This window comes from Microvirga sp. P5_D2, assembly GCF_054049475.1.
This window is the reverse complement of the sequence record NZ_JBFUMH010000108.1, coordinates 1-18567: the sequence shown is the minus strand read 5'-3', so window position 1 is coordinate 18567 and position 18567 is coordinate 1. Positions and strand designations below refer to the sequence as shown.

General features: G+C 59.7%; 19 protein-coding genes. 18 read left to right on the top strand and 1 reads right to left on the bottom strand.

Features of this window, described 5'->3' with window-relative positions:
- The first annotated feature begins 443 nt into the window (after positions 1-443).
- The 18 genes from ACXJKO_RS21700 to ACXJKO_RS21615 all read left to right on the top strand — a co-directional run bounded on the left by ACXJKO_RS21700 (position 444) and on the right by ACXJKO_RS21615 (position 16862).
- Positions 444-1331: an ABC transporter substrate-binding protein gene (locus ACXJKO_RS21700; protein WP_457093151.1), complete on the top strand. Its 888-nt coding sequence runs from the start codon at positions 444-446 to the stop codon at positions 1329-1331.
- Positions 1332-1339: 8 nt separating this feature from the next.
- Positions 1340-2101 (top strand): ABC transporter permease, encoded by a 762-nt coding sequence (locus ACXJKO_RS21695; protein WP_457093150.1) that lies wholly within the window; start codon positions 1340-1342, stop codon positions 2099-2101.
- A 2-nt stretch (positions 2102-2103) separates the two neighbouring features.
- The gene (locus ACXJKO_RS21690; protein ID WP_457093149.1) at positions 2104-2745 is read left to right on the top strand and encodes an ABC transporter ATP-binding protein; all 642 of its coding nucleotides are present in this window, start codon (positions 2104-2106) and stop codon (positions 2743-2745) included.
- Positions 2742-3914, top strand: coding sequence for an ABC transporter substrate-binding protein (locus ACXJKO_RS21685; RefSeq protein WP_457093148.1), 1173 nt, complete (start codon positions 2742-2744; stop codon positions 3912-3914). The genes ACXJKO_RS21690 and ACXJKO_RS21685 overlap by 4 nt, the downstream gene beginning before the upstream one ends.
- The gene (locus ACXJKO_RS21680) at positions 3902-4861 is read left to right on the top strand and encodes a PQQ-dependent catabolism-associated beta-propeller protein (protein WP_457093147.1); all 960 of its coding nucleotides are present in this window, start codon (positions 3902-3904) and stop codon (positions 4859-4861) included. The genes ACXJKO_RS21685 and ACXJKO_RS21680 overlap by 13 nt, the downstream gene beginning before the upstream one ends.
- The gene (locus ACXJKO_RS21675) at positions 4858-5574 is read left to right on the top strand and encodes an ABC transporter ATP-binding protein (protein ID WP_457093146.1); all 717 of its coding nucleotides are present in this window, start codon (positions 4858-4860) and stop codon (positions 5572-5574) included. The genes ACXJKO_RS21680 and ACXJKO_RS21675 overlap by 4 nt, the downstream gene beginning before the upstream one ends.
- Positions 5571-6374, top strand: coding sequence for an ABC transporter permease (locus ACXJKO_RS21670; RefSeq protein WP_457093145.1), 804 nt, complete (start codon positions 5571-5573; stop codon positions 6372-6374). Before ACXJKO_RS21675 ends, ACXJKO_RS21670 begins: the two co-directional genes overlap by 4 nt.
- 61 nt (positions 6375-6435) lie before the next feature.
- Positions 6436-6579, top strand: a complete 144-nt coding sequence (locus tag ACXJKO_RS21665; RefSeq protein WP_457093144.1) for a hypothetical protein — start codon at positions 6436-6438, stop codon at positions 6577-6579.
- 128 nt (positions 6580-6707) lie between these two features.
- Positions 6708-8507, top strand: a complete 1800-nt coding sequence (locus tag ACXJKO_RS21660; RefSeq protein WP_457093143.1) for a methanol/ethanol family PQQ-dependent dehydrogenase — start codon at positions 6708-6710, stop codon at positions 8505-8507.
- Positions 8488-9312, top strand: a complete 825-nt coding sequence (locus ACXJKO_RS21655) for a substrate-binding domain-containing protein (RefSeq protein WP_457093142.1) — start codon at positions 8488-8490, stop codon at positions 9310-9312. The genes ACXJKO_RS21660 and ACXJKO_RS21655 overlap by 20 nt, the downstream gene beginning before the upstream one ends.
- On the top strand, positions 9309-9869 hold the full coding sequence (locus tag ACXJKO_RS21650; RefSeq protein WP_457093141.1) for a c-type cytochrome: 561 nt from the start codon (positions 9309-9311) through the stop codon (positions 9867-9869). Before ACXJKO_RS21655 ends, ACXJKO_RS21650 begins: the two co-directional genes overlap by 4 nt.
- Before the next feature lie 7 nt (positions 9870-9876).
- A complete protein-coding gene (gene coxB, locus ACXJKO_RS21645) occupies positions 9877-10878 on the top strand; it encodes a cytochrome c oxidase subunit II (protein ID WP_457093140.1) in 1002 nt (333 codons plus the stop codon).
- 137 nt (positions 10879-11015) lie between these two features.
- On the top strand, positions 11016-12887 hold the full coding sequence (gene ctaD / locus ACXJKO_RS21640; protein ID WP_457093152.1) for a cytochrome c oxidase subunit I: 1872 nt from the start codon (positions 11016-11018) through the stop codon (positions 12885-12887).
- Positions 12884-13528 (top strand): cytochrome c oxidase subunit 3, encoded by a 645-nt coding sequence (locus tag ACXJKO_RS21635; protein ID WP_457093139.1) that lies wholly within the window; start codon positions 12884-12886, stop codon positions 13526-13528. Before ctaD ends, ACXJKO_RS21635 begins: the two co-directional genes overlap by 4 nt.
- A gap of 4 nt (positions 13529-13532) precedes the next feature.
- Positions 13533-13883, top strand: coding sequence for a hypothetical protein (locus tag ACXJKO_RS21630; protein ID WP_457093138.1), 351 nt, complete (start codon positions 13533-13535; stop codon positions 13881-13883).
- Positions 13880-14794 (top strand): cytochrome c oxidase assembly protein, encoded by a 915-nt coding sequence (locus tag ACXJKO_RS21625; protein WP_457093137.1) that lies wholly within the window; start codon positions 13880-13882, stop codon positions 14792-14794. The genes ACXJKO_RS21630 and ACXJKO_RS21625 overlap by 4 nt, the downstream gene beginning before the upstream one ends.
- The gene (locus ACXJKO_RS21620) at positions 14781-15356 is read left to right on the top strand and encodes a c-type cytochrome (RefSeq protein WP_457093136.1); all 576 of its coding nucleotides are present in this window, start codon (positions 14781-14783) and stop codon (positions 15354-15356) included. Before ACXJKO_RS21625 ends, ACXJKO_RS21620 begins: the two co-directional genes overlap by 14 nt.
- A 759-nt stretch (positions 15357-16115) precedes the next feature.
- The gene (locus ACXJKO_RS21615; RefSeq protein WP_457093135.1) at positions 16116-16862 is read left to right on the top strand and encodes a DUF72 domain-containing protein; all 747 of its coding nucleotides are present in this window, start codon (positions 16116-16118) and stop codon (positions 16860-16862) included.
- 271 nt (positions 16863-17133) lie between these two features.
- On the opposite strand, the gene ACXJKO_RS21610 is transcribed toward ACXJKO_RS21615, so the two are convergent.
- On the bottom strand, positions 17134-18108 hold the full coding sequence (locus ACXJKO_RS21610) for a PhnA-like protein (RefSeq protein ID WP_457093134.1): 975 nt from the start codon (positions 18106-18108) through the stop codon (positions 17134-17136).
- Positions 18109-18567: the final 459 nt, after the last annotated feature.

The following is an 18567-nucleotide window of genomic DNA, read 5'->3' as shown; positions in this document are numbered from 1 at the left end:
GTCAACCTGTGCTTCTGAGATGGCAAGAGATACTGTCACCCATGACTGCCCTGGTAGGATAGGCGTACGCCCTCACTGATGCACGATTTGAGCAAGAGGCAGCGTTGACAGCAGGCATGGAGGGTACAATCCTCCACTGGGCACCTTCCTTTTATCTAGATCAATAATCCAGTATTCCAAAGCCAAATTTTGAATGGCTCCAGTAAACCTAACATTGCTTCATGTGCTGATTGAAAACAGCATGTAGAATACGGGGAGTGCGGGCTGGCACAACCTGCTCTTTCGGCCAAAGATTAAAACACGGAACAAAATCAAAGCTTGGCGGTTAATGAGGGCCATTATTGCCAGGGCCGACCATGCTGYTCAGAATTGCTTGGTTCATTTTTGCGCTGGTCATCTTTGGGCCAGCTTTTGCGCAAGAGAGCCACCTCATCAGAGTTGGTGTGCTCAGGTTCGGTACCGTCGCCTGGGAAATCGACACGCTCCGTCACGAAGGTCTCGACCGTAAGCATGGGATCGCCCTTGCCCTAGTCGAACTCGCCTCGAATGAAGCTGCCAAGGTTGCGTTGCAGGCCGGCGCAGTGGATATGATCGTGACCGATTGGCCTTGGGTCGCCCGCCAAAGAAGCGAAGGAGCCTCGTTCAGCTTCATTCCCTACTCGAAGGCGGTCGGTGTGCTCCTGATCCCCCAGAATTCGGGCGTCAAGAGCCTTACGGATCTCAAGGGTTCACGGATTGGAGTTGCGGGCGGCTCCCTCGACAAAAGTTGGCTTCTTCTTAGAGCCTACGCACAGAAAGAGTTTGGTATCGACCCGGCGGAAGCAATGGAGCCTGTTTTTGGGGCTCCTCCACTGCTGAACGAGGAATTGGCACGTGGGCGCATCGACGCTGTTCTGACCTATTGGCACTATGCCGCCCGGCTTGAGACAGAGGGCGCGCACCCATTGCTCACGGTAGAGGATATGATCCACCGTCTCGGCGTAGGCGGCGATGTGCCCATGCTCGGCTATGCGTTTCGCGATGATTGGGCTGAGCACAAACAAGCTGCGCTGAAAGGCTTCGTCGCGGCATCGCGGGAGGCCAAGATGCTGCTTGCGAGTTCAGGGGAAGCATGGGCACGTCTGGCGCCTCAGATCGGAACCAATAACCCAGCTGTCCTGGCATCGCTGAGAGCAAGCTTTCGCGCCGGAATCCCGGAGCATTGGGGGGATGCCGAGCGAAAGGCATGTGCCGATCTTTATGCTATCTTGGCCAGCATTGGAGGGGAGAGGTTGGTCGGAAAGGCCAAGGTCTTGGATCCGAAGACCTTTTGGCTTTCCGTATCCTATTGAGGCTGCCGATGCGCGCTGCTGACATCCGGAGCGGAGGAAACTGGCAGGGAATTGCTTCCGTTCTGCTGTTCATCGGGCTGTGGCAGATCGGGGCGGTTCTCGCCGACAGCCGTCTCCTGCCGGGGCCTGCTGCTGTTCTGGCAAGCCTCATCGGCGAGGTGCGAAATGGCGCCCTGTTCCATCACCTCGGCATCACGCTTGCGCGCGTGAGCGTCAGCTTCACCATCGCCATGGTGATCGGGGCCACGCTCGGCATCGCGCTCGGCCTTTGGCGCCCACTCGACCGCTGGCTCAATCCATGGCTCGTGATCCTGCTCAACGTGCCGGCCCTCGTCGTCATCATCCTCACTTACATATGGCTCGGGCTGGTCGAGACAGCATTGCTCGTGGCAGTGGCGCTCAACAAGATCCCCAATGTGGCGGTGACTCTTCGCGAAGGCGCGCGGGCGCTCGACCGGGATTATGCGGAGGTGGCGCAGGTCTATAGGCTCAGCCCCTGGATGACATTGCGGGACGTCATCATTCCGCAGCTGGCGCCATATCTCCTGGGCGCCGCGCGCAACGGTCTCGCCCTAATCTGGAAGATCGTGCTCGTGGTGGAGCTTCTGGGACGATCCAACGGTGTCGGGTTTCAGCTGCAGAGCTATTTCCAGCTTTTCGATGTGCCACGTGTGACGGCCTATGCGGCGGCCTTCGTCGCCTGTGTCCTGTTGATCGAAGTCGTGGTCTTCACTCCGCTCGACCGTCGCATGGATATGTGGCGGCGATGACGATGCGCATCCATATTCAGCAGAAGATTTTTCCCGCATGGGCAGACGCGCCCGCGCGTGCCGTGTTCGATTATTTCTCGCTCGATCTCGCGGAGGGCGATGTTTGCGCGCTTGTCGGTCCGTCGGGTATCGGCAAATCGAGCCTTCTCCATATTGTCGCCGGGCTCGACCAGGATTTTATCGGATCGATCGAGGGGCGCCCGGAGACAATCGGCTATCTTTTTCAATCGCCACGCCTCCTGCCTTGGCGCACGGTTCGCGAGAACTTGGAACTCGTCATCCCCGAGCATCCGGAAAAGGCGGACGCATGGCTGGCCCAAGTCGGGCTTGCGGGCACGGAAGATGTCTATCCCCAGCGCCTGTCCCTCGGCATGGCGCGGCGTGTATCGTTGGCCCGTGCTTTGGCCGTCGAGCCGAAACTGCTGCTGCTCGATGAGCCCTTCTCCGCTCTCGACGAGGCCACCGCGAAGAGAATGCAGGATCTCGTGGCGGCACAGCTGAAGAGATTGCGTCCGACCACTCTTCTGGTAACGCATCATTGGCACGAGGCGGCAGCCCTCGCGCATCGGGTGATCACACTCGACGGTTCTCCCGCGCGGATCGTGGACGATAGGTCGATCCGGCCCGCGAGGACTGCAGAATGAAGCTGCTTCTCGCCTTTATCGCATTGTTTCTGGCGAGCCCTGTGCTTGGTCAGGAAAACACCATCGCCATCGGCTTCGTCACACAAACGCGTGATCCCGTGCAGCCTGTCTCTCCTCTTGACCAAGAGATCAGAGACGAGGGTCTTGCAGGTGCGCGCCTCGGCATTGCCGACAATGCCACCACCGGCCGTTTCACCAAGCAGCGATTCACGTTGGTGGAACGCACCCTTGCGAAGGATGACAAGCCGGAAGATGCCATCCGCGATCTGGCAAAGATGGGCATCAGGTTCGTGGTGGCCGATCTCGATGCGCCCCTTCTCATGGCGGCAACCTCCGCTCCGGAGGCGCGTGAGATGCTTCTTCTCAACGCGCGCGCGCCTGACGATGCGCTACGTAGCGAAGCCTGCCGCGCCAATATGCTCCACACCATCCCGAGCCGTGCCATGCTGGCTGATGCTCTGGCGCAGTATCTGATGACGAAACACTGGCGGCGCTGGTTTCTCGTGACCGGTAGCGCCCCCGGCGACAAGCTGCAGGCGCAAGCCTTTCGCCGCGCCGCCAAGCGCTTTGGAGCCGAGATCTCCGACGAAAAGGAATGGACCTTCAAGCCGGGGCATGCGCGCACCGATACGGGCCATGTGACCCTACAAAGCGAGATCCCGGCTTTGACGCAAGTGGCTGACCATGACGTACTCGTCGTTGCGGATGAAACGAACGAGTTCGGGGACTATCTCTCCTACCGCACGGCACGACCTCGTCCCGTCGCGGGCACGCATGGGCTCATCACCACGGGCTGGAGCGAGGTGTCCGAGCAATGGGGCGCAACGCAGCTTCAATCCCGGTTCGAGGCCTTATCGGGCCGCCGAATGACTGCCGTCGATCACGCCGCCTGGGCAGCGATCCGTGCCGTTGGTGAGGCCGCCACCCGCTCGCGCAGCAATGACCCTGCCGCCATCACGGCCTATCTGCGCGGGCCCGATTTCATCCTATCAGGCTTCAAGGGACAGGGCCAAAGCTTCCGCGCTTGGGACGGGCAGATGCGCCAGCCCGTCCTGATCGCAGGCCCTCGACTTCTCGTCTCCGTGTCGCCGCAGGCGGGCTATCTGCACCGCGGTTCCGAACTCGATACATTGGGATTTGATCGTGAGGAGAGCCGATGCCGGTTCTGATCGCCATCATCGCGCTTGCGCTGACTCTGCAGGCAGCATCTGCTGAAACGATCTATGTGTCGAACGAGCAGGACAACACGATCTCCGTGATCGACGGGCAATCTTTGAGCCTTGCGGCCACGATCCCGGTAGGACGGCGCCCGCGCGGAATCGGGCTGAGCGCGGACAGGCAGAAACTCTATGTGGCGGTAGGTGACGACAATCGCATTGATGTGGTCGATCTGAAAACGCAGAAGGTAGAAAGCTCGCTTCCCTCCGGCGAAGACCCGGAATTGTTCGTGCTGCATCCGGATGGTCGTCGCCTGTTCGTGGCCAATGAGAACGACAACCTCGTATCCGTTCTCGATATTCCTGAAAAACGCATCGTCAGTGAAGTCGAGGTCGGCGTGGAGCCAGAGGGCATGGGAGCAAGTCCCGATGGCCGCATCGTAGTGAACACGTCCGAGACCACGAGCATGCTCCATGTCATCGATGCCGCGAGCCTCGAATTGATCGACAATATCCTGGTAGATACTCGCCCTCGTGTCGCACAGATCTCTGCCGACAGCAGGCAGATCTGGGTCTCGTCCGAGTTGCGTGGAACGGTTGAGGTGTTCGACGCCGACACGCGAGGATCCTTGGCGAAGATCGTTTTCGAAGTACCCGGCGTTCCACGCGAACTCGTGCAGGCAGTCGGCATCCAACTGACAGCTGATGGATCGCGGGCTTATGTCGCCCTGGGTCCCGCCAATCGCGTCGCCGAGATCGATGCGAAGAGCTTCAAGGTGCTGCGTACTTATCTGGTGGGGCAGCGTGTCTGGCACATTGCGCTCTCGCCGGACGATAAGCGACTTTATACGGCCAACGGCAATTCGAGCGATGTTTCCATCATCGATCTTGTAGGTCAGGAGGCGGTGAAAACCATCGGGGTCGGCCGTTCGCCATGGGGAATCGTGGTCGCGCCATGACGGCTCTTGTCATCGAAAACCTCAGTCATGGGTTCGGACAACGTAAGGCTCTTTCCGATGTGAGCCTCAGCGTCGATCCAGGCGCCTTCATGGTGCTGCTCGGCCCCAACGGTGCGGGCAAGACCACGCTCGTCTCGCTCGTCACTGGTTTATACAATGCACAACAGGGCGATATCCGTATCTTTGGACATTCGATCCGCCGCGATCCGCTGCCGGCACTCGCCGATCTCGGCGTCGTCTTCCAGATGCCGACCCTCGACCTCGAGCTGACCGTTATGGACAACCTCGCTTATCACGCAGCTTTGCGTGGGCTTTCCCCCGCAAAGGGTCTGAAACGGGCTTCCATCGAACTGGAGCGGCTTGGCATTGCGGAGCGAGCCCGCGACAAGGTGCGCGCCCTGTCGGGAGGATTGCGGCGGCGCGTCGAGATCGCCCGCGCACTCCTCCACGATCCCCGTCTTCTGATCGTCGACGAGGCGACCGCCGGTCTCGATGTGGCGGGGCGGCACATGTTGCTCACGCATGTGCGCTCCTTATGCGGGGATGGGATCAGCGTGCTGTGGGCCACACACATGCTGGACGAGATCGAGCCCGCAGACAGGCTTGCGGTGCTGCATCGGGGATTGGTACGCTGGACGGGGGCGGCGAGCGAACTCGCTTCACCAGAAAATCTTGAAGCTGCATTCCTGCAGCTTACGGGAGAAGCGGCATGAGCACGCGCCATGCCGCTCTCGCTTTCTCTGGCATCATGCGCCGGGAAATGCTGCGCTTCATCGGCCAGCATGGGCGTTTTGCGGCAGCGATCGTGCGGCCTCTCGTGTGGCTCGGGATCTTCGCGGTTGGCTTTCGCTCCGTGCTCGGCCTCTCGATCATCCCGCCGTACCAGACCTACATTCTCTACGAAGTCTATATCGTGCCGGGACTTGCCGGGATGATGCTGCTCTTCCATGGCATGCAGAATTCCCTCTCCATGGTCTATGATCGCGAGATGGGCTCGATGCGCGTTCTCCTGACCGCGCCCCTGCCGCGATGGTGGCTTCTGGGCGCGCGGCTACTTGCCAGCACGATCACCATTCTGCCGGTCGTCTATAGCTTCCTGCTGCTGGCCCGCTTCTGGGAGGTGCGCCCGCCGGCTTTGGGCTATGCGGCGGCCTTGCCTGCTCTGGTTCTTGCAGGCCTCATGCTCGGCGCTTTCGGCCTGGCTCTTTCCTCCCTCATCCGCCAGCTTGAGAATTTCGCGGGCGTGATGAACTTTGTCATCTTCCCGGCTTTCTTTGCTTCGACTGCGCTCTATCCCCTCTGGCGGCTGGAAGAAGTCAGTCCTGCTCTGGCTGCGCTTGCCTGGGCCAATCCATTCTCGCATGCGGTCGAGCTGATCCGCTTCGCGCTTTATGGGCGGCTGGAGCCTTTATCCCTGCTTGTCTGTAGTCTCTCTCTCATCGTCTTCTTCAGCCTTGCCGTTTGGGGTTACGATCCGGGGCGAGGTTTCTGGGTCCGCCGAGCCGTCGAATGAGATGGAACAGGTCAATTCGCTTCATCGTTGCTGTTGCATGGCAAAGCCGCAGAACAGTTCCTTGAAGAAAGACCTCCGGGTTTTCGGCGACCCAGGTTTTCTGGTGGCCTTGCTGATCATTGGAATTCTATGCGCCATAGGCGCAGGCATCTTGCTCTACGCCACGGATAAGTATGGCATTTCCGTTCGCGAGTACTGGCGCTGATCGGTTCCGGGTCGCGGCGTAACATTATCGAAAATCGTGATCACGATTTCGGGAACATAGCTAAAGCTGAACAGTTGGAGTCGAGCCGCCGATGATGCGGCGCGTCCTCGCGTTCCGGAGAACACATCGTGGGTCTCACGCGCCTCGTTTGTGCCTTGGCTGCTTTTTTGCTGGTTTGGCCGTCTTCCCTGATTCTTGGTCAGCCGCAGCATTCAGCACCGTCCTTTGCCGCCACGCCTGAAGACGGGCAATGGACGATTCCGCAAAAAAACTACGCCAATACCCGCTACAGCGACCTATCGGAGATCACCACGGAGAACGTGAAGAACCTCCAGGTCGCCTTCACCTTCTCGACGGGGGTGAACAAAGGCCAGGAATCCGCCCCGCTCGTCGTCGGCACGACGATGTACGTGCTCTCACCTTATCCGAACATTCTCTACGCGCTGGACCTGACGCAAGCAGGCGCGCCGATGAAATGGCAGTACAACCCGAAGCCCGCCGCCGCAGCGCAGGGCGTCGCCTGCTGTGATGTGGTCAATCGCGGCCCCACTTTTTCCAATGGCAAAGTCTTCTTCACGACGCTCGATGCGCATGTGGTGGCGGTGAACGCGGACACGGGCGAGGAGGTATGGAAGACCAAGCTCGGCGACATCAACCGGGGCGAGACCATGACGATGGCTCCGCTCGTGGTGAAGGACAAAGTGTTCGTCGGCATCTCGGGTGGTGAATACGGCGTTCGTGGCTGGATCCAGGCACTCGACATCAATTCAGGACAAAGCGTCTGGAAGGCTTACAACACCGGACCTGATCAGGACGTGAAGATCGGGCCGAACTTCAAGCCCTTCTACGACAGCGACAAGGGCAAGGATCTCGGCGTCACCACCTGGCCGGCGGATGCCTGGCAGCAGGGCGGCGGCACGGTGTGGGGCTGGCTGTCCTATGATCCCGAGCTAAACCTGCTTTATCACGGCACGGGCAATCCCGGTCCGTGGAATCCCAATCAGCGCCCCGGCGACAACAAGTGGACGGCGGGGATCTTCGCTCGCGATCCGGATACCGGCGAGGCTCGATGGTTCTACCAGACCGCACCGCACGACATTCACGACTGGGACACCATCAATGAGATGATCCTGCTCGACATGGAGTGGGAGGGAAAGACTCGGAAGGTGTTGGTCCATCCCGGACGCACGGGCTACCTCTATGTCATCGACCGGACCACCGGCGAAGTGCTTTCTGCAAAGCCTTTCCACGCGCTCACCGCCTCGACGGGCTTCGACATGAAGACGGGACGGATGCAAGTGAACGCCGAAAAGGAGCCGGTGAACAATCGCGTGGTGCGCGACATCTGCCCGACCGCGCCCGGCGCGAAAGATTGGAACCCCAGCGCCTTCTCGCACAAGACCGGGCTTCTCTACATTCCGCACATGAACATGTGCATGGATTGGGAAAGCGTGGAGCCGAACTACATCGCCGGAACGCCCTATGTCGGCGCGGAGGTGCGCATGTATCCGGGGCCTGGCGGACATATGGGCGAGTTCACGGCCTGGGACATCCGCGAAGGCAAGGAACTGTGGACCATCAACGAGCGCTTCCCGCTCTGGAGCGGTGCGCTCGCAACCGGGGGAGACTTGGTCTTCTACGGCACCATGGATGGCTGGTTCAAGGCCGTGAATGCCCGCTCGGGGGAGGTGCTGTGGCAGTTCAAGCTCGATTCCGGAATCATCGGCCAGCCGACAACCTATCGCGGGCCTGACGGCAAGCAATATGTCGCAATTCTTTCRGGCGTCGGCGGCTGGGCGGGCTCCATCGTGTCCAACGATCTCGACCCCCGCGACGGCACGGCCGCGAAAGGCTTCGTGAATGCCATGCGTGAATTGAAGAATGTCACCACGAAAGGGGGCACGCTTTATGTGTTCAAGCTTCCTTAAAGGGGCGTCTCTTGCGTGCGTTCTCCTGTTTGCCGGAGGCGTGCAAGCACGCGAGCTTCGCGTCTGCGCCGATCCCAACAACATGCCGCTGTCCAATGAAGCGGGTGAAGGTTTCGAGAACAAGATCGTTGAATTGATCGCGCAGGATCTTGGGGCGGAAGTTCGCTACACTTGGTGGGCGCAAAGGCGCGGCTTCCTGCGCAATACCTTGAAGGCCGAAACCTGCGATCTCGTTCCAGGTCTGCCCGCCAATCTCGAAGGCGTTCGAACGACCGCTCCCTATTATCGCACGTCCTATGTGTTCGTGACGCGTTCTGACGGGCCTGACATAGCCTCCCTCAATGATCCCGTCCTTCGCCAAGCGAAGGTGGGTGTGCATCTCATCGGCGATGACGGTTCCAACACGCCGCCGGCTCATGCCTTGGCGCGCAGGGGCATTGTCGAGAATGTGCGCGGCTATATGATCTATGGCGACTACGGCCAGCCGAACCCGCCTGCGCGCATTCTCCATGACCTTGCCGAAGGCGAGATCGACATTGCTGTTGTCTGGGGGGCAATGGGCGGGTACTTCGCGCGGCATGAAAAAGTCCCGATGAAGGTCACGCCCGTGCGGCCAGCCTTCGACGRGCCGCAGCTTCCCATGGTGTTCGATATTTCCATGGCCGTGCGCAAGGAGGACGAAGCCTTGCGCCAGGAAATCGACGCCGTTCTCTCCCGCCGTCGCGCCGATATCGACGCCATCCTGTCGGCTTATGCCGTTCCGCGTCTCGACGGCGGCCTGAAGCAGGCAGAGCACAGGCCATGAGAGCTCTTCTGATTCTGCCGCTTTTAGCCCTCACGCTCGCCGCCTGCGAGCGCGAGGATCGGGAATACCGACCCAATCCCGTGACGGTCGAGTCGGAAGAAAAGATTGCGCTCGTGCCTCTCTCGGCTGGTCCCGGCGGCCCGGCGGAGCAGCGCTCCGGTCTCGGTAAGGAATACGAGGAAAACGCCTTTCACATCTCGCAGGGCCAGCGGTTCTATGTCTGGTTCAACTGCAATGGCTGTCACGCCAATGGCGGTGGCGATTCAGGTCCCGCGCTGATGGATGACCGCTGGATCTATGGTGGGCAGATCGAGAACATCGTGCAGACAATCCGCGAAGGACGCCCAAACGGCATGCCGTCGTTCCGCGGGAAGATTCCGGACGATCAGATTTGGCAGATCGCGGCCTATATCCGCTCCATGGGCCGCAACGTGCCGAAAGCGGCTGCGCCCGGACGCAAGGACGACATGAGTCCCGGCCCTGCCGAACAGCGTCGTCCGCCGGGCGAGGTGATCGATGGCGGCCAAATTCCTCCGGCCGCGCAGATGCCACAATGAGGCGATCATGAAGAGGGCTGTTCCCTTCCTTCTTCTGAGTCTGCTCCTCGCAGGATGCCAGGGCTGGCAATCGGCTCTCGACGCGCAGGGACCCTCGGCGCAGACGCTTGCGGAGATGTTCTGGATCTTCGTGGCAGTGCTGGGCATCGTCTGGTTGCTGACCGTGACGGCGCTTCTCCTGGCTTTGCGCAGGAGACGGCCTGCCGATGCGGATCCGCTTGCGACGGATCCGGGCACGGAACGGCGCATGACGATCACAGTGTCCATTGCCGTTGCTTTGACACTTGTCACCGTGATCTCTCTCACGGGCCTCAGTTACGCGGCTCAGAAGGTGCTCTTCTCGCACAAGGATGGCGCCTTGACCCTGATGGTGACGGGTCAGCAATGGTGGTGGAAGATCACTTACGAGAATGAGCAGCCGAACCTTGTCTTCACCACTGCGAACGAGATCCATATTCCCGTAGGCGAGCCGGTGCTGATCAAGCTCGAATCGTCAGACGTGATCCATTCGTTCTGGGTTCCTAACCTCACGGGCAAGATGGACGCGATCCCCGGACGACAGAATCAACTCCAGATCCAAGCGGATCGCCCTGGCATCTATCGCGCGCAATGCGCGGAGTTCTGCGGCCTGCAGCATGCGCATATGGGCATGCTCGTCGTTGCTGAAACGAAGGAAGATTTCGAGCGCTGGCGCACCCATCAGGTTTCGTCCGCCATTCCGCCGAACGATCCCGAACGTCAGCGCGGCATGGAAATCTTTCTCTCGAAGCCCTGCATCATGTGCCATCAGGTGCGTGGTACGGATGCGGGCGGCAAGGTCGCGCCGGATCTCACCCATGTGGGAGGCCGTCGCTATATCGGCGCCGGAACGCTTGAGACCACACGCGGCAACATCGCTGCCTGGATTATCGATCCACATGGCATCAAACCGGGCGTGAACATGCCGACGATCCAGCTCGAACCTGACGAGGTGCAGCCGCTTGCGAGTTATCTGGAGGGGTTGAAGTGACGAAAACCATCACCCCTCACGAACTCGATGCGGCCCCAGAAGTCGCGCGCCTCGCCACGGGCGAGCATGGCAGCATTCCAGGGACGAGGAGCGCGGCGGACGATCCGCCGGATCCGAAAGAGCTTCGTGACGATCAGGTGGATGGCCCCGAACTCACGGCGCGGCTCGCCAAGACCTGGGGTACGCAGAAAGGCCTGATCGGCGCGCTCTCCACGGTCGATCACAAGGTCATCGGCCGCCGCTACATCATCACCGCGATCATGTTCCTGTTTCTTGGCGGCTTGTCGGCGGTCGCCATGCGCCTGCAGCTAGCAAGGCCCGAGAGCAGCCTGATTGGGCCCGATCTCTACAATCAGCTCTTCACCATGCACGGCACGACGATGATGTTTCTCTTCGGTGTGCCCATCGGCGAGGCCTTCGCGGTCTATCTGGTACCGCTCATGGTCGGCACGCGCAACATCGCCTTTCCCCGGCTGAACGCCTTTTCCTATTACGTTTATCTGTTCGGCGGCCTCATGATCTGGTTGGCCTTCATGCTGAACATCGGGCCGGATGTCGGCTGGTTCGCCTATGTGCCGCTATCGGGTCCGGAATTCTCGCCGGGAAAGCGGGCGGATATCTGGGCGCAGATGATCACGTTCACGGAGGTCGCGGGCATCTCCGTCGCGATCTCGGTCATCGTGACGGTCTTCAAGCTGCGCGCGCCGGGTATGACGCTCGACCGAATCCCGCTTTTCGTCTGGGCCGAGCTGGTCAATTCCTTCGTGATCATCTTCGCGATGCCTGCCGTCGTCACGGCTTCGGCTCTGCTGATCATGGATCGGCTCGTGGGCACTCATGTCTTCAATCCGGCGGAAGGCGGTGACGCGCTGCTCTATCAGCATCTGTTCTGGTTTTTCGGCCACCCAGAGGTCTACATCATCTTCCTTCCGGCAACGGGTTGGGTATCGGCCATCGTCGTCACCTTCTCACGCCGCCAAGCCTTCGGCTACATCGCACTCGTGCTCTCGCTCATCGCCACAGGTTTCCTGTCGTTCGGACTCTGGGTGCACCACATGTTCACCACGGGTCTGCCGCAGCTCGGTGCGAGCTTCTTCACGGCATCGAGCATGCTGATCGCCATTCCCAACGGCATTCAGATCTTTTGCTGGATCGCAACGCTCTGGGACGGGCGGCCCGTGTTCCGCACACCGCTTCTGTTCGTCATCGGCTTCTTCTTCATCTTCGTGGCGGGCGGTCTTTCCGGCATCATGCTCGCCTCCGTGCCGCTCGACGCCCAAGTGCACGACACGTTCTTCGTGGTTGCCCATTTCCACTATGTGCTCATCGGCGGAAACGTCTTTCCGCTGATCGGCGCGATCTATTACTGGTTCCCGAAATTCACCGRGCGGATGATGAACGAGCGCCTCGGCAAATGGCATTTCGGGCTCGCCTTCATCGGGTTCAACACGGCCTTTTTCCCCATGCACATCACGGGCCTCATGGGCATGCCGCGGCGCGTCTATACCTATCTGCCGGAGATGGGTTGGGGGAATCTGAACATGATCTCCACCATCGGCGCGGCTGTCTTCTTCGGAAGCTTCCTGCTGCTTCTCTACAACCTCGTCACGAGCGCACGTCGCGGGCCCCTGGCCGGTCCCAACCCATGGAATGCCGGTACCCTTGAATGGGCATCAGTCTCGCCGCCGATGCCGCAGAATTTCGACCGCATTCCTGTCGTTACCAACCGCGAGCCGCTCTGGGCCCATCGCGATAGCTTGCCGGTTGTGGCGGGTTTGAGCGTGGAGAACCGGGAGCAGATCGTTTCCACCGTCACCGCCGGTCGCGCGGATCTGCGCGAGAGCACGCCCGAGCCTTCAATCTGGCCGTTCCTGTCGGCGGCGGCAATCACGATCCTGTTCATTGGTTCAATGTTCACGCCCTGGGCCTTCGTGTGGGGCACGCCGCCCCTGGCTCTCGCGCTGATTGGGTGGTTCTGGCCGAAGGCCGGCACGGAGGACGAGCGATGACGAACGCTCCTTTTCAACCTCAGGGAAGCCGTGAGCTGTTGCCTCAGCGGATTGTTCTCAATGCACGCTCGATGCCGAGCTATGCTTATGGTCATCGCAGCCCGATCTGGTGGGGCACGGTGGCCTTCGCCGCTGCCGAAGGCATGGGCTTTGCCATGGCGGTGGGTGTCTATTTCTATCTCGTTTTCGTCAACGGAAACTGGCCGCTCAGCGCGCCGCCGCCCGATCTCTTTTGGTCGAGTGTCTTCACCATCGTCCTGCTCGCCAGTGGCTGGCCGAATGCCCGGGCCAAGCGAGACGGCGAGAGAGAGGATCTGTCCGGGACGCGCCGCAATCTCGTGATCATGAGCCTCGTCGGCGTTGGTCTTCTGGTCATTCGCATCATGGAGTTCAATGGTCTCCATGTGCGCTGGGACCAAAACGCCTATGGATCGGCCGTGTGGCTGCTTTTAGGCCTTCATACTCTGCATCTTCTGACCGATCTTGGCGACACGGTTGTTCTCACGGTGCTCATGTTCACGCGCCACGGCCATGGCAAGCGCTTTTCGGATGTGGGCGACAATGCCTTTTATTGGTATTTCGTCGTCGCCTCCTGGCTGCCGATCTACCTGATCCTCTACTGGTTCCCGAGATGGTGGTGAGATCATGGCAGGATGGTTCTCACGAKGTCTTCCATCCGCTGGCATTTATGCCGGCCCTGCGGCATGGCTCGTCGACACACAGTTCAATTATGCGTCCGTGCCATGGGTCTGCGCTCATCAGGTTCCGCTCATTCCGGTTTTCGCTCTCGTCATGGCGGTCATCAGCGTACTTGGCGGTCTTCTCTCATGGCGCGGCTATGTCGCCGCAGCGCCGACGCCCTTGCCCGACTCGACGGGAGCCGGACGGCCACATCGCTTCGTGGCCCTGATGGGTATGGCAATCGCGGCGCTTTTCACAGTCGTCATCCTGATCCACGGCGCAGCCGGTCTCGTCTTCCATGGGTGTGAGCGATGAAGGCGCTGATTGTCCTCATCACGTTTTTTGTTGCCGGCGAGGTCCAGGCCCACGAGGGCCATGTGCACTGGCTCGAGGGTGGCACGACCTGGACGTGGGATCCGCAGGTCACGCTGCCGCTCGCATTATCAGGCGGACTTTATCTCATCGGCACATTGCGCCTATGGCGCCGGGCAGGGATGGGGCGCGGCGTGCGTATCTGGCAGGCTTCCTGCTTCATGCTCGGATGGGGGCTCCTCGTCTTCGCTCTCGTCACGCCGCTTCATTGGCTCGGTGAACGACTGTTCTTCGCGCATATGATCGAGCATGAGATTCTCATGGCGGTAGCCGCACCGCTTCTCGTCGTGGGAAATCCGGTTGCCATGCTGTGGGCCATGCCGGCGGGATGGCGCCATCAGATCGGCGGAATCGGACAAATGCCGGTAGTGGCGCGCTCATGGGCGTGGCTCRCTCATCCTCTTGTCGCTACGCTGATCCATGGCATAGCTGTCTGGCTATGGCACGCCCCGCCTCTCTATGAGGCGGCCCTATCCGATTCCTGGATTCACTGGCTGCAGCATCTCAGCTTTTTCGTCACCGCTCTTCTGTTCTGGCGCGCTCTACTGAAGGGGCCAGAGAGAGAGCGCGGTTACGGCGTGGCCGTTTTCTACCTCTTCGTCACCTCCCTCCACACGGGTTTCCTCGGCATCCTGCTCTCTCTCATACGGCGCAGCATCTATCCGACGCAGACATCGGGAGCCGCCGAATGGGGACTGACGTCTCTGGAGGATCAGCAGCTCGCCGGCCTGTTCATGTGGATTCCGGCAGGCCTCGTCTATGCGGGTGCCGCTTTGATTTTCGCAGGATTCTGGATCGCCCGCTCAGGATCGTCCCGCTCCAGAGGAGGGCACCATGCCCATGCGGCGCGCTAGAGGTTGGGCTCCCATTGCGGTGGCATTGCTCGCCGGTATGGCTGGTGCCCTCCTCGGCTTCGGAAAGGGTGCGCATGCGGGTAGAGTTGGGAAGGCACCGCGCCCGGCATTCGATCCGAAGGCGCATCTGACCGGCATCCACATTCCCACGCCGATCCGCTTGCAGCGGTGGTCCGTTCTCATCGGGTTCATTCTCGTGTTGCTGGCGGGAGTCGGGATCTATGCCGGATACGCGATCAAGTTCGCGCAGGACGCGCGCCTGCGCGCCATTGCCCTCACGGGGGGCGATCCTGACCTCGGGCGCGATCTCGCGAAGCGCTATGGCTGCGCGGGTTGCCACACCATTCCCGGCGTTCCGGGCGCTCAGGGAAAGGTGGGTCCGACCCTCGAAGGTTTCGCCGCCCGCGTCTATATCGGTGGCGTAGCCGCCAATTCGCCCGACACCCTGATTCAATGGATCGAAGACCCTAAATCCATTGATCCCAAAACCGCGATGCCAGTCACGGGGATCTCGCGACGCGAGGCTAGACATGTGGCTGCTTATCTCTACTCGCTGCGGTAAACGAGTGGAATGAAAGTCACTTCATAGGCTAGGACAGTAGCCCAAAAGAGCGGCACAAACGCCTTCTAGGCGCATCATGCTTTGCTTCGAACAGAACGTTCCGACACATACCTAATGTTTATGCTTTGGTCCCTGTTAAGTCCCTGCTTTAGCCCTGCTTCTTAAAGCAACCATCAGAGATACTTATTAAGCCTAACGGGTTGATCTCGCTAAATTATCTCTAGTCGCTCAATGAAGGAGCGGTTCACAGATCAGGGCAAACTCTACAAAACAGGATAAAACAGGGAGATAGGTTCGCAGGCGACTGCCTCCACCGCCATTATCTAAGTCTCTGTAAATACACAATTTTCTCTTCAGGCCGCGTGCTCTCAAGGCCCGGTATTCCTTAGACAATTCCAGAATAGCCATTCTCTGAGATGCACTTATTCGGCGTCGAAAGAAGCATTCAGGGCTCCAATTTCCCTTCCATTCTCCATCCTAAAACCACGCAGTCCGGTTGTGGCGCAACAGGCAGATGCAGCAGACGACTGATTGAACCAATGACGATGTTGATCAGATCAATCCATTGGGTAGCGCTGCGTGCTATAAAATCGGAACAGTGTATCGAGACCAAGCGTTGCCATAATACGGGTTTCTGGAAGTCTAGAGGCTTCCAATGGGCGCTAAGCAATGGGAAGCCTGCTTGTCTTTACCTACATAAGGGGAATGCAGAACGCTTCAGATCCACACCACCTAGAATCCCAGGAACCTAGTTCATTGGTGGACAGCGCCATTGCCACAGTCAGGATCGGAACCGCTGCATGGAGCATCCCGAAAGAGCATGCTGCGCCGTTTCCGGTCATTGGATCTCACCTGGAACGCTACGGTGCTGTTCTCAACGCGGTCGAGATCAACTCCTCCTTCTACCGCCCCCACCGAACGTCCACCTATGAGCGCTGGGCCGCGTCTGTGCCTGAAGACTTCCGATTTGCCGTGAAGGTCCCCAAGGCCATTACCCATGAGCGTCGCCTGAAGGACGTCGACGACCTGCTGGACCAGTTCCTGTCAGAAGTCAGCGGCCTCGGACGCAAGCTCGGGCCGCTGCTGGTCCAGATGCCTCCGAGCCTGACGTTCCAGCCTGGCGTTGCTGATCATTTCCTGAATGATCTGAGAAGCCGGGTCGAGGGCGGCGTCATCTGCGAGCCGCGCCATGGATCTTGGTTCGTGCCCGAGGTCGAGGCCCTCCTCAACAAGCTTCGGATTGCCCGCGTGGCAGCCGACCCAGCCCCGGTCCCAGGTGCTGACGAACCGGGAGGCTGGCGTGGTCTGTCATATTATCGTCTGCACGGCTCGCCTCGGATCTACTACTCTGCCTACAGCTCGGCATATCTGGCAGCCGTCGCGGAGGTACTCGCGAGGGATGCTGCAGCGGGCATCGACACCTGGTGCATCTTTGACAATACGGCGGGCTTTGCCGCGACGGGTGATGCACTTACGACGAGGAGCTTGGTACGGGCCTGCCGTTGAGGATCTCTGTCCGTCGAAGCGCAAGTGTCTAAGGGGTACTAAACTGCGCAGGGTGCGCATCATGACCGCGATGTGCCGCACGGGAGTGACTCAGAAGGGCTTTAACAGGTATGCCTGTTAAAGCCCTTCTGCTGCTCTTTGTTGTCTCTAGGAGCATCAGAGCCGGGGTTTAAGTTCCGAGAGATTCTAGCTGTGATCTGCCGATCACGTGCCGCGTTGCTCACGGTTTCCGTACCTAAGATCAGGTTGCTTGATGGTGCTTGTGCGGCTGCTATCCGTGCGAGTTCGTTATGTTGGCGCGACTTGAACGGGCTGTAATAGTCGGATCGACTGCGCCCAAGCGTCCGCCAAACCAAGCCGCTAAAGCACCAAGGATGAGGCCGAGAGCGGCAAGCAGTGCACCAGTAGAAACAGCCTTTGAGGCAACATCGGCAGCTTCGGTCGCCTGTTGCTTGGCTTGATCCACCGATTGACGGTACTGTTGCTCGTACTGCTGAACTCGGGTGCGAGCCTGCTCTACCGAAATATTCTGAGCTCGGGCCATGGCTTCAGCAGCGCGGTTGCGTGCTTCAGCAGCCTGCTGCTCATTACCTGTTACGGCAGCTCGAACTGCAGCAACAGCCGCATCCCTGAGAGCAGCGGGATCATTGCCACCTGTCGCCCCTCTGATGGATTGCTCAATAGAGGCAAACGGGTCCGCAACACGGGACATATTCGGTGCCGCAACCTGGGCCGCAGTCTGTGCGGTCGATCCCACAGCTTGGGTGACATTGCCCAACGCGCTGGTGACCGTGCGATAAGCACCTCCCAGAATGCCGCCGACGGTGGTGGTCAGCAGATAAAAGATCACCAACGTCGTGAGCGCCCAGGCTGTCAGACCATGCCATCCGGCGGTAGACTCTTTGGGCTTGCCTGCGAGCCGTCCCGCAGCGTAGCCGCCCGCAAGAGAGGCCAGGATCCCGGAGAGTATGAACCAGACCCCGGCACCGATCGAGAATGAGGAGGCGGACGGGTTCTCGCCTGCACCTGCAGCTGGATCAAGGGTCGCGGCCCCTATCCCAATTCCAAGCAGGTTGAGAATGAGTTGGGTGACAAGCGCGACGACGACACCAGCCAATACTGCTCCCCAAGAAACACGATTTAACATAATCGTGCGAGCATCTTCGGCTGGAGTAACAGGGCTCATGTGAGGGGCGTCATGGTCACCGCGGTTACGCGGGGTGTCAGGATGGTGAACATCGGTCATGTGCTCCTGCTGGCGAGCCAACCCCTGCTTGAGTAAAAAGTTCAGCGGGATAGCCTTTAAGAATCTCGAGCCAACTATCTATGGCAGTTCATAGAACAGCGGCTTGAGCCTACGCGCAAAACGGAACTCCGGGCGGCGTAGAACAAAGCCCGTAGACGTCTGCTCTTCACTTCATTGCGGGAGCAAATCAGACAATGAAATTCGACTATAAGAAGGCAGTCATCTGCCCGGCAGCCGCGCGAGTACGAACCATTCTCCGCAGGGAACAGAGAATTTTCAGACTGATTTATGACAAACTTTTCAATGACTCAGCATGGACAATTTCTGGCAACCGTACTGAAGTTTGTATCACGCCCGCTCCGCCATTGCCTAAATCTCTGTATTTACAGGCCTTTTCTCTTCTGGGCTCCTTCTCTTAAGTGCCGGATTTCTTGTGCCAATTTCGGGACAGCAATTCTC